Origin of the sequence: Cupriavidus sp. YAF13 (assembly GCF_052113425.1) — a bacterium.
In the GTDB taxonomy this organism is placed as follows: Bacteria; Pseudomonadota; Gammaproteobacteria; order Burkholderiales; family Burkholderiaceae; genus Cupriavidus.
In genome coordinates this window covers 38,019-55,045 of sequence record NZ_JBFRDD010000004.1, presented here as the reverse complement: position 1 = coordinate 55,045, position 17,027 = coordinate 38,019, and the positions used below count along the sequence as shown (strand labels likewise).

General features: G+C 66.7%; 13 protein-coding genes. 8 read left to right on the top strand and 5 right to left on the bottom strand.

The annotated features are described in order from the left end of the window. Nucleotides 1-14 precede the first annotated feature (14 nt). The 3 genes from AB4061_RS05250 to AB4061_RS05240 all read right to left on the bottom strand — a co-directional run bounded on the left by AB4061_RS05250 (nt 15) and on the right by AB4061_RS05240 (nt 3,948). Nucleotides 15-1,472, bottom strand: coding sequence for an NAD-dependent succinate-semialdehyde dehydrogenase (locus tag AB4061_RS05250; protein ID WP_441631567.1), 1,458 nt, complete (start codon nt 1,470-1,472; stop codon nt 15-17). Nucleotides 1,473-1,486: 14 nt separating this feature from the next. Beyond that, a complete protein-coding gene (locus AB4061_RS05245; RefSeq protein WP_441631827.1) occupies nt 1,487-2,764 on the bottom strand; it encodes an aspartate aminotransferase family protein in 1,278 nt (425 codons plus the stop codon). A 317-nt stretch (nt 2,765-3,081) separates the two neighbouring features. Beyond that, nucleotides 3,082-3,948, bottom strand: a complete 867-nt coding sequence (locus tag AB4061_RS05240) for a GntR family transcriptional regulator (RefSeq protein WP_441631565.1) — start codon at nt 3,946-3,948, stop codon at nt 3,082-3,084. A gap of 229 nt (nt 3,949-4,177) precedes the next feature. Between AB4061_RS05240 and AB4061_RS05235 the strand changes: the two genes are divergently transcribed. From AB4061_RS05235 to AB4061_RS05215, 5 genes are read left to right on the top strand one after another with little or no spacing between them, the layout of a single operon-like run. Beyond that, a complete protein-coding gene (locus AB4061_RS05235) occupies nt 4,178-5,287 on the top strand; it encodes a C45 family autoproteolytic acyltransferase/hydolase (RefSeq protein WP_441631563.1) in 1,110 nt (369 codons plus the stop codon). Between the two features lie 29 nt (nt 5,288-5,316). Continuing rightward, the gene (locus tag AB4061_RS05230; protein WP_441631562.1) at nt 5,317-6,876 is read left to right on the top strand and encodes an ABC transporter substrate-binding protein; all 1,560 of its coding nucleotides are present in this window, start codon (nt 5,317-5,319) and stop codon (nt 6,874-6,876) included. A gap of 7 nt (nt 6,877-6,883) precedes the next feature. After that, nucleotides 6,884-7,825, top strand: a complete 942-nt coding sequence (locus AB4061_RS05225; protein WP_441631560.1) for an ABC transporter permease — start codon at nt 6,884-6,886, stop codon at nt 7,823-7,825. Nucleotides 7,826-7,831: 6 nt separating this feature from the next. Beyond that, complete coding sequence (locus AB4061_RS05220) at nt 7,832-8,656, top strand: ABC transporter permease (protein WP_441631559.1); 825 nt, start codon at nt 7,832-7,834, stop codon at nt 8,654-8,656. Then, nucleotides 8,653-10,458, top strand: a complete 1,806-nt coding sequence (locus AB4061_RS05215; RefSeq protein WP_441631557.1) for a dipeptide ABC transporter ATP-binding protein — start codon at nt 8,653-8,655, stop codon at nt 10,456-10,458. Before AB4061_RS05220 ends, AB4061_RS05215 begins: the two co-directional genes overlap by 4 nt. A gap of 19 nt (nt 10,459-10,477) precedes the next feature. On the opposite strand, the gene AB4061_RS05210 is transcribed toward AB4061_RS05215, so the two are convergent. Beyond that, nucleotides 10,478-11,845, bottom strand: coding sequence for a M20/M25/M40 family metallo-hydrolase (locus AB4061_RS05210; RefSeq protein ID WP_441631555.1), 1,368 nt, complete (start codon nt 11,843-11,845; stop codon nt 10,478-10,480). Nucleotides 11,846-12,065: 220 nt separating this feature from the next. Here AB4061_RS05210 and AB4061_RS05205 point away from each other — a divergent pair, with 220 nt between their 5' ends. The 3 genes from AB4061_RS05205 to AB4061_RS05195 all read left to right on the top strand — a co-directional run bounded on the left by AB4061_RS05205 (nt 12,066) and on the right by AB4061_RS05195 (nt 13,824). Beyond that, the gene (locus AB4061_RS05205) at nt 12,066-12,353 is read left to right on the top strand and encodes an HPr family phosphocarrier protein (protein ID WP_441631553.1); all 288 of its coding nucleotides are present in this window, start codon (nt 12,066-12,068) and stop codon (nt 12,351-12,353) included. A 25-nt stretch (nt 12,354-12,378) separates the two neighbouring features. Further along, the gene (locus AB4061_RS05200; protein ID WP_441631551.1) at nt 12,379-13,521 is read left to right on the top strand and encodes a DUF1275 domain-containing transporter; all 1,143 of its coding nucleotides are present in this window, start codon (nt 12,379-12,381) and stop codon (nt 13,519-13,521) included. Nucleotides 13,522-13,644: 123 nt separating this feature from the next. Then, nucleotides 13,645-13,824, top strand: coding sequence for a hypothetical protein (locus AB4061_RS05195; protein WP_441631549.1), 180 nt, complete (start codon nt 13,645-13,647; stop codon nt 13,822-13,824). A gap of 20 nt (nt 13,825-13,844) precedes the next feature. On the opposite strand, the gene AB4061_RS05190 is transcribed toward AB4061_RS05195, so the two are convergent. Further along, nucleotides 13,845-16,838 (bottom strand): transglycosylase domain-containing protein, encoded by a 2,994-nt coding sequence (locus AB4061_RS05190; RefSeq protein ID WP_441631547.1) that lies wholly within the window; start codon nt 16,836-16,838, stop codon nt 13,845-13,847. Between the last annotated feature and the right edge of the window lie 189 nt (nt 16,839-17,027).

Sequence of the window (17,027 nt, the reverse complement as noted above, 5' to 3'; positions counted from 1 at the left end):
CGCAAGCGGACCCGTCAATCGAAAGCCAGGCTGACGGATTTGGTCTGCAAGTAGGCGCCTAGCCCCTCGCTGCCCCCTTCGGACCCATAGCCGCTGTCCTTGACGCCGCCAAACGGCGTTTCGGCCACAGCCACGCGTGCCGTATTGACGCCCACCATGCCGGCCTCCAGCGCCTGCGCAGCCCGATGYGCGGTCTTCAGCGAACGCGTGAACACATAGGACGCCAGCCCGAACGGCACACTGTTGGCCAGCGTGATCGCCTCGTCGAAGCTAGCAAAACGCTGGCAAGCCGCCACCGGGCCGAACGGCTCCTCTTGCAGGATGCGGGCCGTCGTGCCACCCACGCCATGCAACACGGTCGGCGCAAAGTAAAAACCATCCCCGGCAGGCAAGCTCCCGGCCGGGCACACCTCGGCGCCCTGCGCCAGCGCGTCATCGACCAGCGCCTGCAATTGCGCGGCGCGGCGCGCATTCGCCAGTGGCCCCATCTGCGTGGCACCGTCCGAGCCAGCGCCAACGCGCAGCCCGTGCGCATAGGCCGAGAGCCGCAGGACGAAAGCCTCGTACGCCGGTGCCTCCACCAGAAAACGCGTGGGCGCGGTGCAGACCTGCCCGGCATTGCGGAATTTTGCGCTGCCTGCCTGCGCCACCGCCAGGTCGAGATCGGCGTCGGCGAACACTAGCACCGGCGCCTGTCCGCCGAGCTCCAGCGTGGCCGGGATGTTGCGCTGTGCGGCCTGGGCCGCCAGCAGCCGCCCGACGGCGGTTGAGCCGGTGAACGACATCTTGCGGATCGCGGGCGAGGCCAGCAGGCGCGAGGCGATGGCGGGCGCATCGCCACAAACCACGTTGAGCACGCCGTCGGGCAGCCCGGCGTCCTGCAAGGCGCGTGCAATCGCCAGCGTGGACAGCGGGGTTTCTTCCGCCGGCTTGATCACGCAGGTGCAACCCGCGGCAAGCGCGCCCGCGATCTTGCGCATCGGCGTGAGGGCCGGGAAATTCCATGGCGCGAAGGCGGCCACAGGCCCGATGGGCTCGCGCGTGACCATCTGGCTCAGGCCGCTGGCGCGGGCCGGCACGATGCGCCCGTAAGCCCGCAAGCCCTCCTCCGCGTACCACGCCAGCACTTCGATGGCGCCGCGCCACTCAGCCCTGGCCTCCGCCAGCGGCTTGCCCTGTTCGCGCGTGAGCGTGACGGCGAGGGACTCGGCCTGCGCGCGCAGCAGGTCCGCCGCCGTACGCAGGATCACCGCGCGGTCCTGCGCGCTACGACTCTTCCAGCCGGCAAACGCACCCGCGGCTGCCGCAGCTGCGCGGTCCACCTGCGCGCCCGAGGCCCCGGCGAATTCATTGAACACGTTGCCGCTGGCAGGATCCGTCAGCACAAAGCCACCGGCTTCGCCGCGCACCCATTCACCGGCGATCAGCATTGGCACCCCGGCCGCTGCCCGGTCCTTTGTCATTGCATCCATGGACATCTCCCCGCTTACAGGGCCTTGAGCACGTCGCCCAGCGTGGAGAACAGAGTGTCGATCTGTGCCTCCTCGATGACCAGCGGCGGCGACAGCACCATGATGTCGCCCGAGGCGCGGATCAGGCAGTTCTTGTCCAGGCAAGCCAAGTGCGCTGCATAGCCACGCTGCCCGGGCTGGCCGGCCAGCGGCGCCAGCTCAACCGCCGCCAGCAGGCCAATATTGCGGATATCCACCACATGCGGCAGCCCCTTGAGGCTGTGCGCCGCGTCGGCCCAGCGCTCGGACAGCTCGGCGGCGCGGGTGAAAAGCCCCTCGCGGCGATAGATGCCTAGTGCCGCCAGCCCCGCCGCGCAAGCCATTGGATGGCCGGAATAGGTATAGCCATGGGGCAGCTCGATGCTGCCGGCCGGGCCGTGCATGAAGGCGTCGTACACATGGCTGCGCACTAGCGTGGCGCCCATCGGCACCGCGCCATTGGTCAGGCCCTTGGCACTGGTCAGGATATCGGGCACCACGCCGAAGGTCTCGGACGCGAAGGCCGCGCCAACCCGGCCAAAGCCAGAGATGACCTCATCGAAAATCAGCAGGATGCCGTGCTTGTCGCAGATGCTGCGCAGCCGCTGCAGATAGCCGACGGGTGGCACCAGCACACCGGTGGAGCCCGACACCGGCTCAACAATGACCGCGGCGATGGTGGACGCATCGTGCAGCGCCACGATGCGTTCGAGCTCATCGGCCAGGTGGGCGCCCCACTCGGGCTGCCCGCGCGAGTAGCCCATTGCCTCGCGGTTGTAGGTATGCGGCAGGTGGTCGACCCACGGCAGCAAATTGCCGTAGGGCTTGCGATGGCCGGCGATGCCGGACACCGACAGCCCGCCGAACCCCACCCCATGGTAGGCACGCTCGCGGCCGATCAGGCGCACGCGCTGCGGCTCGCCCCGAGCACGGTGATAAGCCAGCGCGATCTTCAGCGCCGAGTCCACCGCCTCCGAGCCGGAGTTGGAGAAAAACACATTGGAGAAGCCCGCCGGCGCTTCGGCGATCAAGGCCTCCGCAAATTCAAAGGCCAGCGGGTGGCTCATCTGGAACGACGGCGCATAGTCCAGCCGGTACGCGGTGCGGGCGATGGCATCGACGATCTCGGTGCGACGGTGGCCGGCGTTTACGCACCACAGCCCCGCGATGCCGTCCAGCACGCGGCTGCCGTCGGGGCGGATGTAATACATGCCGTCGGCCTCGGAGAACAGCTGGGGCTGCTGCTTGAAGCGGCGGTTGGCGGTAAAGGGCATCCAGTAGGCGTCCAGCGAGCCACTGGGAGAACGACCGGGCTGGGCGGCGGCCGTGGCAGGAAGGGAATCGGGCAATACGGTCTGAGCGGACATGGGCGGCGTCTGGGTGGGCGACAGAAGAAAAAGAAGAAAAGGAGGATCCAACCTGAGGAACAACGTGCCGCCCATTTTGTACTAAACGAGTATAAAGTGCAATTTGGATTCACAAAGTCTGTGCGTGCGCACCACCGCCGGCACCAACAGCGCGCACGGACGAACGCCACCGCACCGCACTGACGGGCGGTGGAGGTGGCGGCAATCGGGGAAGAAAAGAAACGCTAGCTAAGGTCGCGCGCGGTGACCAGGTGGCGGCGCATCAGGGCGGCGGCCCATTCGCGGTCGCCCAGCGCCAGCGCATCGAGAATCTGCAAATGCTCCTGGCAGGCTTCGATCAGATTGATCTGGCGATAGAAGGCCGCGTGCTCCTCCAGGCGGCGCAACTGGGTCTGCTGCTGCACCGCCTGGAGAATGAAGCGATTGCCGGAAAAACGCGCCAGCATCTCGTGAAAGGAGGTGTTGAGCGAGAAGAACTCACCCGGGGAAAGATTGGTGTACCCCTGGTCGATCACCTGCTCATACGCCTTGCGGCATCGATCCATCTGCACCGCGTCGACCGCAAAGGTGGGCTCCAGCAAGCCTGCACACTCCACGATCATGCGAAAACGGTAGCTCTCGGCCAGCGCCTCCGGCGTCTCCAGCGACGGCAGGAAGCGCCAGCCATGGCCGGCGCGCTTCTCCACCAGGCCATCGGCCATCATACGCATCAGCGTCTTGGTCAGCAGGCTGCGCGACACCGGATAGGTGCGCAGCAGGTCGATCTCGGTCAGGGTATCCGGCAACAGCTTGCGCGCCCGCCCATCCACCAGCTGGCGATACAACTCATCGCCGCCCATTCCCGACTCGCCAAAGTCAGGCACCTCCATTCCTTCGGCCTTGGCCTCGACAAAGTAGCCGCTGTTGGCCCGATAGGCGATCAGGCCGCGCTCGGCCAGCAGCCGCAACGCGGCCCGCACCGGTGTGCGGGACACCTCGAACTGGGCGGCGAGCGTTTCCTCGGCCAGGTGCGCGCCGGGCTGGAGCTCGCCCTCCACCACCTGGCGCGCGATGCGGCGCGCTAGATCGATTTGCAGCGGCGAGACGCGCACGGGCGCCGACCGTTTCCTGGAAGCTGGCATTGGCGGGGATATGGAATAAGTCCTGGCGGAACTCCGCGGGCAGGGTGCGGCGCATCCGCCGCAAGACGGCGGGACAAGAGCCGCGATGGTATCCCTGAAAACGGGTCGGCGCAAATAATCGGAATGTCACATTGCACTTCATATTAATTTAGTACAAAATATTTCCCACCGTACCACCACACATGCCGGAGCCTTGCCGATGTCGTTGCCCCAAGAATCGTCTTTCCCGTTGGTTGAGTTGCATGGCAGTCCGTTCGAGCGGGGCCGGCAGCACGGCGCCGCAGTACCGGACCGGGTTGCCCGCAGCGTCGCGCTGTACCGCACGCAGCTGGAGCGCCGCGGCGTCGGCGCCGAACGCCTCAAGGCGCTGGCCATGGCAATGGCCCCGGCCATCACCCGCTACGACCCCGATTACTTCGAAGAAATGAAGGGCATCGCCGCCGGCGCACAGGTTGCGCTGGAAGACATCATCGTCATCAACTGCCGCACCGAAATGATGTTCGGCCACGCCGAGCTGAAGCCGGCCAGCGACGAGCCGGACGATGGCTGCACCGGCCTCGTTGTCCTGCCCGAAGCCTCAGCCAATGGCCGCCTGCTGCACGCGCACAACTGGGACTGGCGCGAGGAATGCGTCGACACCGGCATCGTGGTGCGCATGGCGCGCGACAACGGACCGGACCTGCTGATGTTTACCGAAGCGGGCAGCCTGGCTCGGCTAGGCATGAACAGCGCCGGCGTATCCTTGACCGGCAACTTCCTGAGCTCCAACCTCGACTACAAGCGCCCCGCCGACGTGCCGCTGGTGCTGGTGCGCCGCAAGATGCTGGAAGCCGACAACGTCTGCAACGCCATGAAGGTGCTGTGGACCTCCACCCGTTTCTGCTCCAACAACCTGATGCTGGCGCAGGCGGAGGGCGAAGCGGTCGACCTGGAATGCGCGCCCGACGAGATCTTCTGGATCACCCCGCAGAACGGCGTGCTGGTCCACGCCAACCACTGGATGTGCCCGGTGGCGCGCACCAAGCTGCAGGACAAGGGCCTGGCCGCAAACCCCGACTCCATCTACCGCCAGCGCCGCACCGAAGCCGCGCTCGCCCGCGCGGCCGGCCGCATCGACTGGGACATCATCAAGGCCGCGCTGGCCGATGATCTGCCCAAGCCCGACGGCGTGCTGCGCTCGCCCAAGCCGGCCAGCTTCGCCAGCATCTCCGCGACCGTGGCCACCACCTTGATGGAGCCGGCCTCGGGCGTCATGTGGATTGCGCGCAAGCCTTACGAATCGCGCCGCTTCGTCGAATACCGCCTATAAGAACGGCCACCCCAAGTGGAGGAGAGACCATGACGAAGATCACGATGATTGCCCGCCGGCTCGCGCTTGTGTTTATGCTGGTAGCTGCCGGCGCAGCAGCAACAGCAAGCGCCGCGCCACTGCCGGAGATCCGCTATGCGGACGGCGCCGGGACCGCCACCTCGATGCCCGGCAACCGGGCCCGCAACACCTCGACGGACAACATCCTGCTGCACGTGGTGGAGTCGTTGGTGGCGCTGCGCGCCGACATGAGCGTGGGGCCCATGCTGGCCGACAGCTGGGCCGTGTCCCGCGACGCACGAACGTATACGTTCAAGCTGCGCCCGGGCGCCACCTTCCACAATGGCGCGCCAGTCACGTCCGCCGAGGTGAAGTGGAGCTACAACTTTCTGATGAACCCCAAGTCGGAGTGGATGTGCCGCAACCTCTATGACGGCGCGAAGGGGCCGAAGGTGATCGCCGTCGACACGCCCACGCCGGATACCGTGGTGTTCCGGCTGGAGGAACCCTACGCCCTGTTCCTCGACCAGATGGCCAGCGTGCAATGCCCGCTGGCGGTGCTGCATCCGAGCAGCGTCGACGCCCAAGGCGCATGGCTCAAGCCGGTGGCAACCGGCCCCTACCTGTTCTCCGACTGGAAGAAAGGGCAATCGGTGCTACTGACCCGCTTCGACGGCTACAAGCCGCGCCCCGAGCCGCTCGACGGCATGGTGGGCAACAAGCAGGCGCTGGCCAACCTGCGCTTTGTCGTGATCCCCGACGCAGCGGCGCAAAAAGCCGCACTGATGGCGGGCCAGGTCGATATCATCAACGCCGACGAAGACAACCTGCCGCCCAAGGACCCGCGCTGGAACGTGGTAGTTGAGCAAGGGCTGGATACCGTGAACCTGCTCATGCAGGGTACCGATCCCTTGCTCAAGGACGTGCGCATGCGCCGTGCCATCGCGCTGGCGCTGGACCTGCCAGCCATCACCAAGGCGCTCAACAATGGACTGACGCAGTACAACCCGTCGCTGGTCCCCGCCGCAAGCCGTTACTACTCTGCGGCCGAGAGGCGTGGCTACGCCCGGAACCTCGCCGAGGCCAAGACGTTGATGGACGCTGCCTGCTACAAAGCCGAAGTGATCAAGATCCAGGCCAACAAGCGCTACCCGTACATGTACCGGCTGGCGGTGGTGACGCAATCGCTGCTCTCCAAAGCGGGCATCAAGACTGAGCTGGAGATGCTGGAGTGGGCCACGCAGGTGTCCAATTTCCGCGAAGGCAAGTTCCAGCTGATGGCGTTCGGCTACTCGGCCCGTACCGAGCCCGCCCTGCTCTATCGCGACGTGCTGGGCAACAAGAGCAAGACGCCGATGGCGCAGTGGGAAAACCCCGAGGCGCTCACGCTGCTGGACAGCATCGAGGGCAACCCGGACGAAGCCGTGCGCAGGCAAACCTTCGAGAAACTGCACGACATGATGATTGCCGACGTGCCGATGGCGATGGTCTACAACAAGCCCGGCATGGTCGTGGTCAGCCGCAACGTGACCGGTTTCAAGGGCTGGCCGCTGCGCAAGCCCCGTCTGTTCAACCTCACCAAGCACTGAGCGCGCCATGTTGTCCTACATGCTCAAGCGGATCGGCACTGCCATCCCCACCGTGCTGATAGTCTCGCTGCTGGTGTTCGGCATGATCCGCGCCATTCCCGGCGATCCGGCCACCCTGATGCTCGGCGATATCGATAATCCGCAGGTGCTGGCCGAGGTGCGCGCCTCGCTCGGCCTGGACCGCCCGCTGCCGCAGCAGTACGCGATCTGGGCCGCCCGCGCGCTGCATGGCGACCTGGGCATGTCGATTGCCCGTAAGGAACCGGTGCGGGACCTGATCCTGTCGCACTTCCCGGTGACCGCGCAGATCGTGCTGGCCGCCACGGCGCTGGCCTGCCTGGTCGCGGTGCCGGCCGGGCTGTTCTCCGCGTGGCGGCAGAACAAGGCGTCGGACGTGGCCATAGTCTCGTCGTCGATCCTGCTGGTGTCGATGCCGAGCTTCTGGATCGGCATCCTGCTGATCTGGCTGTTCGGGGTGAAGCTCAACTGGCTGCCCACCTATGGCTTCGAGTCGATTGCCGAGTCCGGCTTCGGCGCGGCGCGCTACCTTGTGCTGCCGGTGATCGCCGTGGCGCTGACCGAGATCGCCGCAATCACGCGCATGATGCGCGCCAGCACGATTGAAGTGCTGCGCCTGGAATACGTGGCCCACGCGCGCGCCAAGGGTCTGCCAGAGCGCCGCGTGCTGTTGCGCCACGCGCTGCCCAACGCCTTTGGCCCGACGTTGACGGTGATCGGCCTGATCCTCGGCCACTTGCTCTCGGGCGCGGCGGTGATCGAGACCGTGTTTACCGTGCCCGGCATCGGGCGGCTGCTGATCGAGAGCATCTACGCCCGCGACTATCCCGTGGTGCAGGGTTGCCTGCTGTTTATCGCGCTGCTCTATGTCGCCGTCAACCTGGTGGTAGACCTGCTCTATCCGCTGTTCGACCCACGCATCAAGCTGTAGAACGCCATGTCGAAACTCAAATACACCAATGCCGTGCTGGGCGCAGTGCTGATGGCACTGGTGCTCCTGCTGGCCATCGCGGGCTTGATCCATACGCCCTATGACCCCATCGATGGCGACCTGCTCGCCCGCTTTGCGCCGCCCACCGCGGAACACTGGTTCGGCACCGACGATTTCGGTCGGGACGTGCTGTCACGCGTGATGGCCGGCGCCGCGGTAAGCGTGACGGTCAGCCTTTGCTCGGTGCTGTTCGCGCTGGCCGCGGGCACCGTCATCGGCGTGCTGTGCGGCTACCTCGGCGGCTGGTGGGACCGCGGCATCATGGTCTTCATCGAATCGTTGATGGCCTTTCCCGGCCTGCTGCTTGCACTTGGCATCATGACCATCCTCGGCCCCTCCAAATGGGGCGTGGTGCTGGCACTTGGCCTTGCGTACACTCCTTCGGTCACGCGAATCGCGCGCGGCGCGGTGCTCTCGCTGCGCCAGCGCGATTTCGTCGTGGCCTCGCAAGCCATGGGCAACAGCGGCGCCTGGACCGTGATGCGGCACATCCTGCCCAATTGCGTAGCGCCGCTGATCGTGTTCTCCACCTCCTTGTTCGGCTCGGCGCTGCTGGCCGAGAGCGCCCTGAGCTTTCTTGGCCTGGGCGTGCCGCCACCGGCGCCCACCTGGGGCGGCATGCTGGCGGAGAGCCGCAGCGCCATGGACCAGGCCATCTGGCTTGCAGCGTTTCCCGGCGGCATGATCTCGCTCGCGCTGCTTGGCATCAACTTGTTCGGCGACGCGGTGCGCGACATGCTCGACCCGCGCATGAAGGGAGCTTCGGCATGACCGCGATGGCAGACACCAACGCAAATGCGCCGCTGCTGAGCGTGCGCAACCTCAGCATTGCCTTCCCCGGCGCCAGGCACATGCTTAACACCGTGGTCGACACAATCTCCTTCGACCTGTGCGCCGGCGAATCGCTGGCCGTGGTGGGCGAGTCCGGCAGCGGCAAGACCATGATTGGCAAGGCGCTGCTGGGGCTGTTACCCGACGCCGCCCGCATCACCGGCGGCAGCGCCAGCTTTCAGGGCCGCGACCTGCTGGCCCAGCCGGCGCAGGACTGGCTGGCCACGCGCGGCACGCAGATCGGCATGGTGTTCCAGGAGCCCATGGTCTCGCTCAACCCAGCCTTTCGCATTGGCGACCAGTTGACCGAGGCGCTGGTGCTCAGGCGCGGCCTGCGCCACGATGAGGCGCGCGATAAGGCCATCGCCATGCTGGAGCGCGTCAAGGTGCACAACGCCGGCGCGGCGATGCAGCGCTACCCGCACGAGTTCTCCGGCGGCATGCGCCAGCGCATCCTGCTGGCCGCGGTGATGCTGCTCAAGCCCAAGCTGCTGATTGCCGATGAACCCACCACCGCGCTCGATTGCGTGGTGCAAAAGGAAGTACTCGAGCTGATGATGGAACTGACGCGGGCCGAGGGCACGGCTCTGATCTTCATCAGCCATAACCTGGCACTCGTCGCAGCGTACACCCAGCGCGTGCTGGTGATGAAACGCGGGGAGGCAATGGAGACCGGCGCCGTGGCGGACGTGCTGTCGAGGCCAAGCCATCCGTATACCCTGAGCCTGCTGGATGCGCTGCCCAAGCGCGGCGACAAGCCTGCGCCGCCCGCCACGGCGATCGCTCCCATCCTGGAGGTGCGCGGGCTGGCGGTGGACTATCACGTTGCCGACGGCTGGTTCCGGCGCAAGGCCGTGCGCGCGGTCCACGACGCCAGCTTCCACCTCGCCCCCGGCGAGACCCTGGCCATCGTCGGCGAATCGGGCAGCGGCAAGACCACCATCATGAAGGCCATCCTGGGCCTGGCAGGCACGGCCGAAGGCGAAATCCTGCTGCACGGGCGCAATCTGGCCGGGGCCTCCCGCGCGGCGATGCAGGCCGCGCGCCATCGTGTGCAGATGGTGTTCCAGGACCCGTACTCGGCGCTAGACCCGCGCATGCGCATCGAGGCCATCGTGGGCGAGGGGCTGCACGCGGACCGGTCGGTGCCGCCGGCCGAGCGGCGTGAGCGGGTCCTGGTGGCGCTGGCCGATGTCGGCCTGGATGCGGGCTATGCCAGCCGTCATATCCATGAGCTCTCGGGCGGCCAGCGCCAGCGGGTGGCCATCGCCCGGGCGCTGGTGATGCGTCCGGATATCGTCATCGCGGACGAGCCCGTGTCGGCGCTCGATGTGACCGTGCAGAAGCAGGTGCTGGCCACGCTGACCAAGCTGCAGCGGCGGTATGGCTTTGCCTGCCTGCTAATCTCGCATGACCTGGGCGTGGTCGAGCAGGTGGCCGACCGCGTCATCGTGATGCTGCGCGGCCATGCGGTCGAGCAGGGCACGCGCGATGCCGTGTTCGACCGGCCCACGCACCCCTATACGCAACGGCTGTTGCAGGCGGTGCCGGAGCTGCGCGGCAGCCCCGAAGCGGGATTTCGCATCGAGACCCGCGCCGTACCGCCCAGCCCTGGCGGCCCACGGCGCTACTATGACCCCAGTGGCGATGCGCCGGCCTCCCGCCGGCTGGTAGCCGCATGTGCAGCGCCCCCCGCCCCGGCGGATGCCCGCTTCGCGCATCTGGTCGCGGTGGCGGCTTAAGGCCGGCACCGCCCGCTGGCTACCTGGCGGCGGCGCGCTTTTCCAGCAACGGCTGGCTCACGCCCTGCACGCCCACCAGCCCGAGCACGGTGGTTAGCCCGACCTGAGCGCCTTCCCAGGCGTTGGCCGGGTCGTACCATTCATCCCGGGCATGGAAGCCGCCGGTCTTGCCGCCGCTGCCGATGATGATGGCGGGAATGCCGAGCGACATCGGCACGTTGGCGTCGGTGCTGCCGCCGCGCAGGCTGGGCGTGCCCTTGCCGTGGCCCTTGATGGCGCGCACCGCCGCCTGCACGATGGTGGCGTCAGGCGGCGTGCGGCCCGCCGGACGGTCGCCGATCTGCTTGACCTGGTAGGTGATCTGGCTGGCAGCGTCGGCCGGATGCCAGCGGCGGTTTTCCTCGGCGACCCCGGCCTCGATGGCCGCCATGATCTGCTTCTCGGTTTCCAGCAGCGACGGCGTCGCGTTGGAGCGGATATCCACCGCCATGCGCGCATCGCCCGCAATCGCGTTGACCGACGTGCCGCCACCCACCGTGCCCACCGTGAACGTGGTCTTGGGATCCTCGGGCGGGCGCACGTCGCTCACCTTGGCAATGGCCCGTCCCATCGCGTGGATGGCGCTGGGCAGGCCGAAGGCGCCGAAGCTGTGGCCGCCCGGGCCGCGGAACGTCACCTCGTAGCGATGGCTGCCGGTGCCGAGCGACAGCACCCGGTCGCCCACGCCCGGCTCCAGCCCGACCATGCCGTCGATATCCGGGTGGTCGCGGAACACGGCCTTCATGCCGCGCAGGTTGCCCAGTTCTTCCTCGCCCACGTTGCCAACGAACACCAGGTCGCCCACGGTGCGCACCTGGTTGTCGTTGAGCACCTTGAGCCATGACAACAGGACTGTCAGCCCGCGCGTGTCATCCGAGATGCCTGGCGCATAGAGACGGCCATCGCGCGGCTTGACCGTGACATCGGTGCCTTCGGGAAACACCGTGTCCAGGTGCGCCGAGATCAGCAGCTTGGGGCCGTTCCCGCTGCCCTTGCGGATGCCAATGGCATTGCCCTCGGCATCGATATGCGCATCGGCAAGGCCAAGCGCCTTGAGCCGGGAGAGGAAATACTCGGCCCGTGCCTTCTCCTTGAACGGCGGCGCAGGGATTTCGGTCAACGCCTTGAGATCGCCCAACGAGCGCGCGTCATCCGCCTTCACGTCGGCCAGCACCTTCCTGACCAGCGGGGCGGCTTCGAGCGTGGCGTAGGTGCGCTCCACCGCAGGCGAGACCGTTGGCACGGGGATGGTCTGCGCAACGGCGTGGGTGCCTGCCAGGGCGAACGCCGCGAGCATCAGGGAAAACGGACGGAACGGGATGGCAACGGATTGGGAGTGTGCTTGCATGGTGGGGCGATGGCTCCGGAAAGGACATGGCAGCATGGCGAACGGCACAGGCATCGGGTGTGGCCGGGCGAAGCCATATTCTGCCAGCGAGGCGGGAGATGGTGGGCGGCAACAAGGGGGCTGCCTGGGGCATCCATGCGCCGGGCAAGGTAATTGGATTACCATTCAATACCTGGCGGCAGGCTGTGCCGTGCCAGTTGCCCGCCTTCCGGCTTGCCCGGTGTCCACGCTGCATAGAGGTTTTACCGAGGGTGATGTGGTAGAAGCAACGATTGAGATGTCCAGTCCGCACGGCCTGCAGGGCCGCAGGGCCACACGGCTGACCACCACGGCCAGTCAGTTCGAGTGCAACATCCGGCTGAGCAGCAACGACTGCACGGCGGACGCCAAGAATGTGTCCGAGGTCATGCGCTTGTCGGCGCGCGCCGGCCTGCGCTTGCGCATCCAGGCCAGCGGCGTGGATGAATCGGTGGCGCTGCGCGTCATCTGCGCCTTGCTGACCGACTAAGCGGCCGGCCCGGCAGTCAGCGACCATGCCCATCACCTACCTGCGCAACCTCACTGGACGGGTACGCAGCCCGCACGCCAACCGGCAGCTTGCCGGCTATCTCAGCTTTGTGGCCGGCGCCACCAACGCCGGCGGCTTCCTTGCCGTGCAGCAGTACACCTCCCACATGACGGGCATCGTCTCGGCCATGGCGGACCACCTGGCGCTGGGGCAGGTCGGGCTGATCCTGGAGGGCCTTGGCGCACTGCTGTCCTTCCTGGCGGGCGCGGCCACTTCCGCCGTGCTCATCAACTGGGCACGGCGTGAACACTTGAACAGCGAATATGCGTTGCCCCTGATGCTGGAGGCTCTCCTGTTGCTGTGCTTTGGCTTGCTCGGCGGCAACCTTGGCAATCACCAATGGCTGTTCATACCCGCCACGGTGATGGTGCTGTGCTTCATCATGGGCCTGCAAAACGCCATGATCACCAAGATTTCCCACGCTGAGATCCGCACCACCCACATCACCGGGATGGTGACCGATATCGGCATCGAGTTCGGCAAGCTGTTCTACTGGAACCTCGCCAAATCCGACGAGACCAAGCCGCCGGTGCTGGCCAACCGGTCCCGGCTGCGCATGCTGGCCATGCTGGTGGCGCTGTTTTTCTTCGGCGGCGTTGTCGGCGCGCTAGGTTTCAAGCATCTGGGATTCAGCGCCACGCTGGCGCTGGCGGCGTTGCTGCTGGTGCTGGCGTTCGTGCCGGTGATGGACGATGCGCGGGCACACGGCGCGCGGCTGGCCGCCTACGGGCGCAAATGGGCGCGCGAGGTATTGCGCGATGTCCATGCCCTGTGGCTGGCCGCGCGCGACCCGCGCACGCCGTGGTACGCAAAAGCCATGGCCCTGCTGGTGGCGGGCTACGCGCTGTCGCCGATCGACCTGATCCCCGACTTCATCCCGGTGCTCGGCTACCTGGACGACGTCGTGCTGGTGCCGCTCGGGGTCATGCTGGCCATCCGGATGATCCCGCCGGACCTCATGCGCGAGTACCGGGCCGCCGCCGTTGCGGCCGGGCAACGCCCAAGCAGCCGCGTGGCGGCCGCGGTCATCATCGCGCTATGGATTGGCGGCGCACTTGTGATGGCTGCGCTGCTCGCGCGCTATGTTCCGTGGCTCCGAAGCAACTGATTTGCAATTCCAGGCTCTCAAGGTACGCGCGGACACATTGGTTTGCATTTGGCACGGCCGGCGCTACCTACAATCGAATTGTCGGGAGGCACATCCCGCCCATCACCGAGCCAGCAACGCATCATGCAGGACCAAGCCTTATCCCCCACCGTGACCTGCCTGCAGGGCCTGCGCGATCTCGCGGCCCTGCTCACCGCGGGCTCCCTGCTCCAGTCCGCCACCTTGCAGGTCATTGCCGAGTACGAACGGCACGCCCGCACCTCCGAAGACGAATACTGCGCCCGACGACATAGTTGGGATTGACTTCGCCCCGGCAGCGCCGCTCAGTGCTTGCACGCCAGCGGCGAACGCACGCCGGCGTCGCGCACCAGTGGCAGGATGGTTGGCGCCAGCGATTTCAGCAACTGCACGGACAGCGCGCTGGTGAAGGCATAGCGCGCGGCGTAGGGCTCTTGCACATACGCCGTGACGTTGCCGAAGTAACGGTCGCCAAGGAAGAACACGAAGGTGGCCGAGCGGCTGACCACGCGCGAGGAAATCAGCCTGCCGCCTGGCCCGTAGACTTCGTAGCGATGATCGCCCGTGCCGGTCTTGCCGCCTGCCACGATGCCGCTGCCAGCCAGCGCGGACTTCAGCATTCCCGCCGTGCCCGAATCCACCACGCCGATCAGCGCGGCGCGCACCACCTCGGTGATATCCTCGCTCAGCAAGCGCGTGCCCTTCTGCCCCAACCCAAAATCCGTCGCGTACGGCGTGCCCGCCGCAAACTCCAGGCTGCGCAGCGCCGTGGCCTGCTGGCGCACGCCGTTGCCCTGCACGATGCCGACCAGCTCGGCCAGCGCGGCCGGCCGGTCCCCCGCCGCGCCGATTGCCGAAGCATAGGACGCCGTGATCGCGCTGAACGGATAGCCCAGGCGCTGCCACCGGTGCGCAATCTCAACAAAGGCCTGGCGCTCCAGCTGGCTGCGGATGCGGCGCGTCTGGCCGCCGGGATGGCGGGTCTTGAACAGCCAGGCATACACCTCCTGGCGTTGCGCGGTGCTGTCGCGCAAGGCTTCATCCAGGCTGGCATCGGGGCGCTGGCGCAGGTAATTGAGCAGCCATAGCTCGAGCGGGTGCACCCGCGCCAGGTAGCCCCGGTCATTGAGCGAAAAGCTGGTCGGTCCGTATTTGCTGTACAGCTTGGCCAGCTTCTCATCGGTCAGCCCCGCCTTGGGCAGGGTGGCGAGCATGACCTTGTTGAACTGCGCCGGATCGATGTCGGGATCGATGCTGCGCAGCGTCACCGCCAGCCCCACCGGCGAGAAATGGCGATTCTGGAGCACGCGCCTGGCCGCTTCCTGCTGGGTCATGCCGCGATATTTCCCATAGAAAGCACGCAGGTAGTCGCTGCCTTCCTTGTCGGCAAAGCGCACCAGGTAAGCACGGCGCTGCGGCGCTGCCGGATTGTTCAGCCAGTCGTCGGCATCGGGATGCAGGCGATAGGTTTCGTAGCGCACGATATCGCGCATCAGGCGGATAAAGACCAGGTTCACCGAGTGCTCGAACGCTTCGCGCACGGTCATGATCTTCATGTTCTCCCAGCGCTCGAAGTTGGTGAACGTCTGCAGCCCGCCCCCGGTAAAGAAGGCCTCTCCCGCGTTGCCGGAATAGCGGCGCAGCATGGCGGCTTCCAGCATGGCGCGGCGGCTCTTGTCGGGTGCGGCGAGCAGGTAGCCCACCACCCACTGGGTCAGCGCGTCCAGCTTGGCTGGCTTGATCTCGCGCAGCTCGGCGGCGGACATGCCGGCATATTTCTCGTGGAGCTCGGAGAGGATTTCCAGGTAGGACACCAGCGTGCGCAGCTTGGCGGTGGAGCCCAGGTTCAGCCGCGCGCCGCGGTTCAGGTCGAACGGCAGGTCGAGGTTGTCGGCCTGCACGCGCAGCAGGTTGGCGCCGTCCACCTTCTCGTAGAGCGTGAAGCTGATCGCCAGCTTGCCCGGGTCGTCGCCCTCGCGCAGCAGGTTGTGGCCGTACATCCCGAAGCCATGCGCGCCGTCACGCGTGCCCGCCCGCAGCAGCGCCTCGGTGACCACCCGTTGCAGGCCCGTGTTGATGGTGCTGTGGACAGTCAGGTCGAGCCGGTCCAGCTCGTAGCTGCTGCCAAGGTCAAGATAGCGCAGTAAATCGGTGCGCACCCCGCTGATGGCCTTGCGCGAGATAAATGACACCTCCGGCCGGTCCATCGCCGGGGGGGCCAGCGTCAAGGACTGGGCCAGCGAAGCGTCGCGCAGCCAGGGCGGGATGGCACCGGCGGCCGACAGCAAGCGGATGTAGCTGTCGGTCAGCTCCACCAGCGTGGCGGTATCGCGCCGCAGGAAATGCGATGGCCCGCGCTGCGCAATGATCAGCGAGAGCGCCTGCTTGAACACCCGCGCCTGCCGCTGGCCAAGCTCGCCCTCGCCCTGGCCCGCGCCGGGTCCCGGCCCGGCGGCGTTCGCCAGCAAGCGGTTGGCCTCGTCGAAGTCCTGCCCGTACCAGGCCCACAGGCCATCGCCCAGCCCGTTGACCTCGCCCACGCCGGCCCGGGCCGACAGTGGCACGGTGTTGAGGTAATCCAGCAGGATGCGCTCCCTGGCGGCCACGGTGTTCGGGCCGTCCAGGTAGGCGCGCATCGATGCGCTGGCCATCTGGCGTAGCTTTTCCTTGGGCGAACCGGTGCGGCCGGCGCGCGAATGCCGGTATTTCTCGATCTGGGTAGCGAGCGTGCTGCCGCCGGCGGCGTCGTGCTTCTCGTTGAAGAAGTGCACGCCCTGATCCAATGCGGCGCGCGTGAAGCGCCGCACATCCAGCGCGGGATTGCGCGTGGGAAATTCGGGATCAAGCAGGTCGCGGTTCTCGATGAAGAGCAGCGCGTTCACGAGCAAGACTGGAACGTCCTTGAAGCTGGCGTAGGTACGAGGCGCCGGGCGCCCGGCGCCAAATGGCAGGTCGTTGCAGTCAAGCAGGTCCAGGCCGGCCTGGGTCTTCTCGTGATAGGGCGCGAACAGGCCGGAGTCCGTCAGTTCAAGCATGCGGTCGGACCACTGCGCCTGGCGTTCGCGCCGAAAGCCCCGCGCTTCCAGCAATTCGGTGAACTGCGGCATCCGGCTATAGCCAAAGCGCAGGTCATAGGGGCCATCGTCCGGAAAGCGGATGCGCTCGCTTGGGCCGTCCTTTACCGCGAAGGCGACGTCTTTCGCCCGCCCGGCGAAGTAGCGCGCCTGCAGCCGCGAGGTGGCGAGTTCCTCGGCAACGACGGCGCAAAGGACGTAACCGCCCCCTACAAGCAGAGCCAATACCAGGAGCCTGGGCCAGACACGTCGACGCACGATTCAGGTCCATTTGCGAGGAAACCGGGGCTTTTCCCGGCGCGTCGGCCTATGCCGGGCGCCTGCTGGCAACGATGGCACTATTCCGCCACGCTCGTCACAACGTATACCCTAGTCTAATGGGGCCTAACGCACAAAGTGCGCGTGCGCCATCCC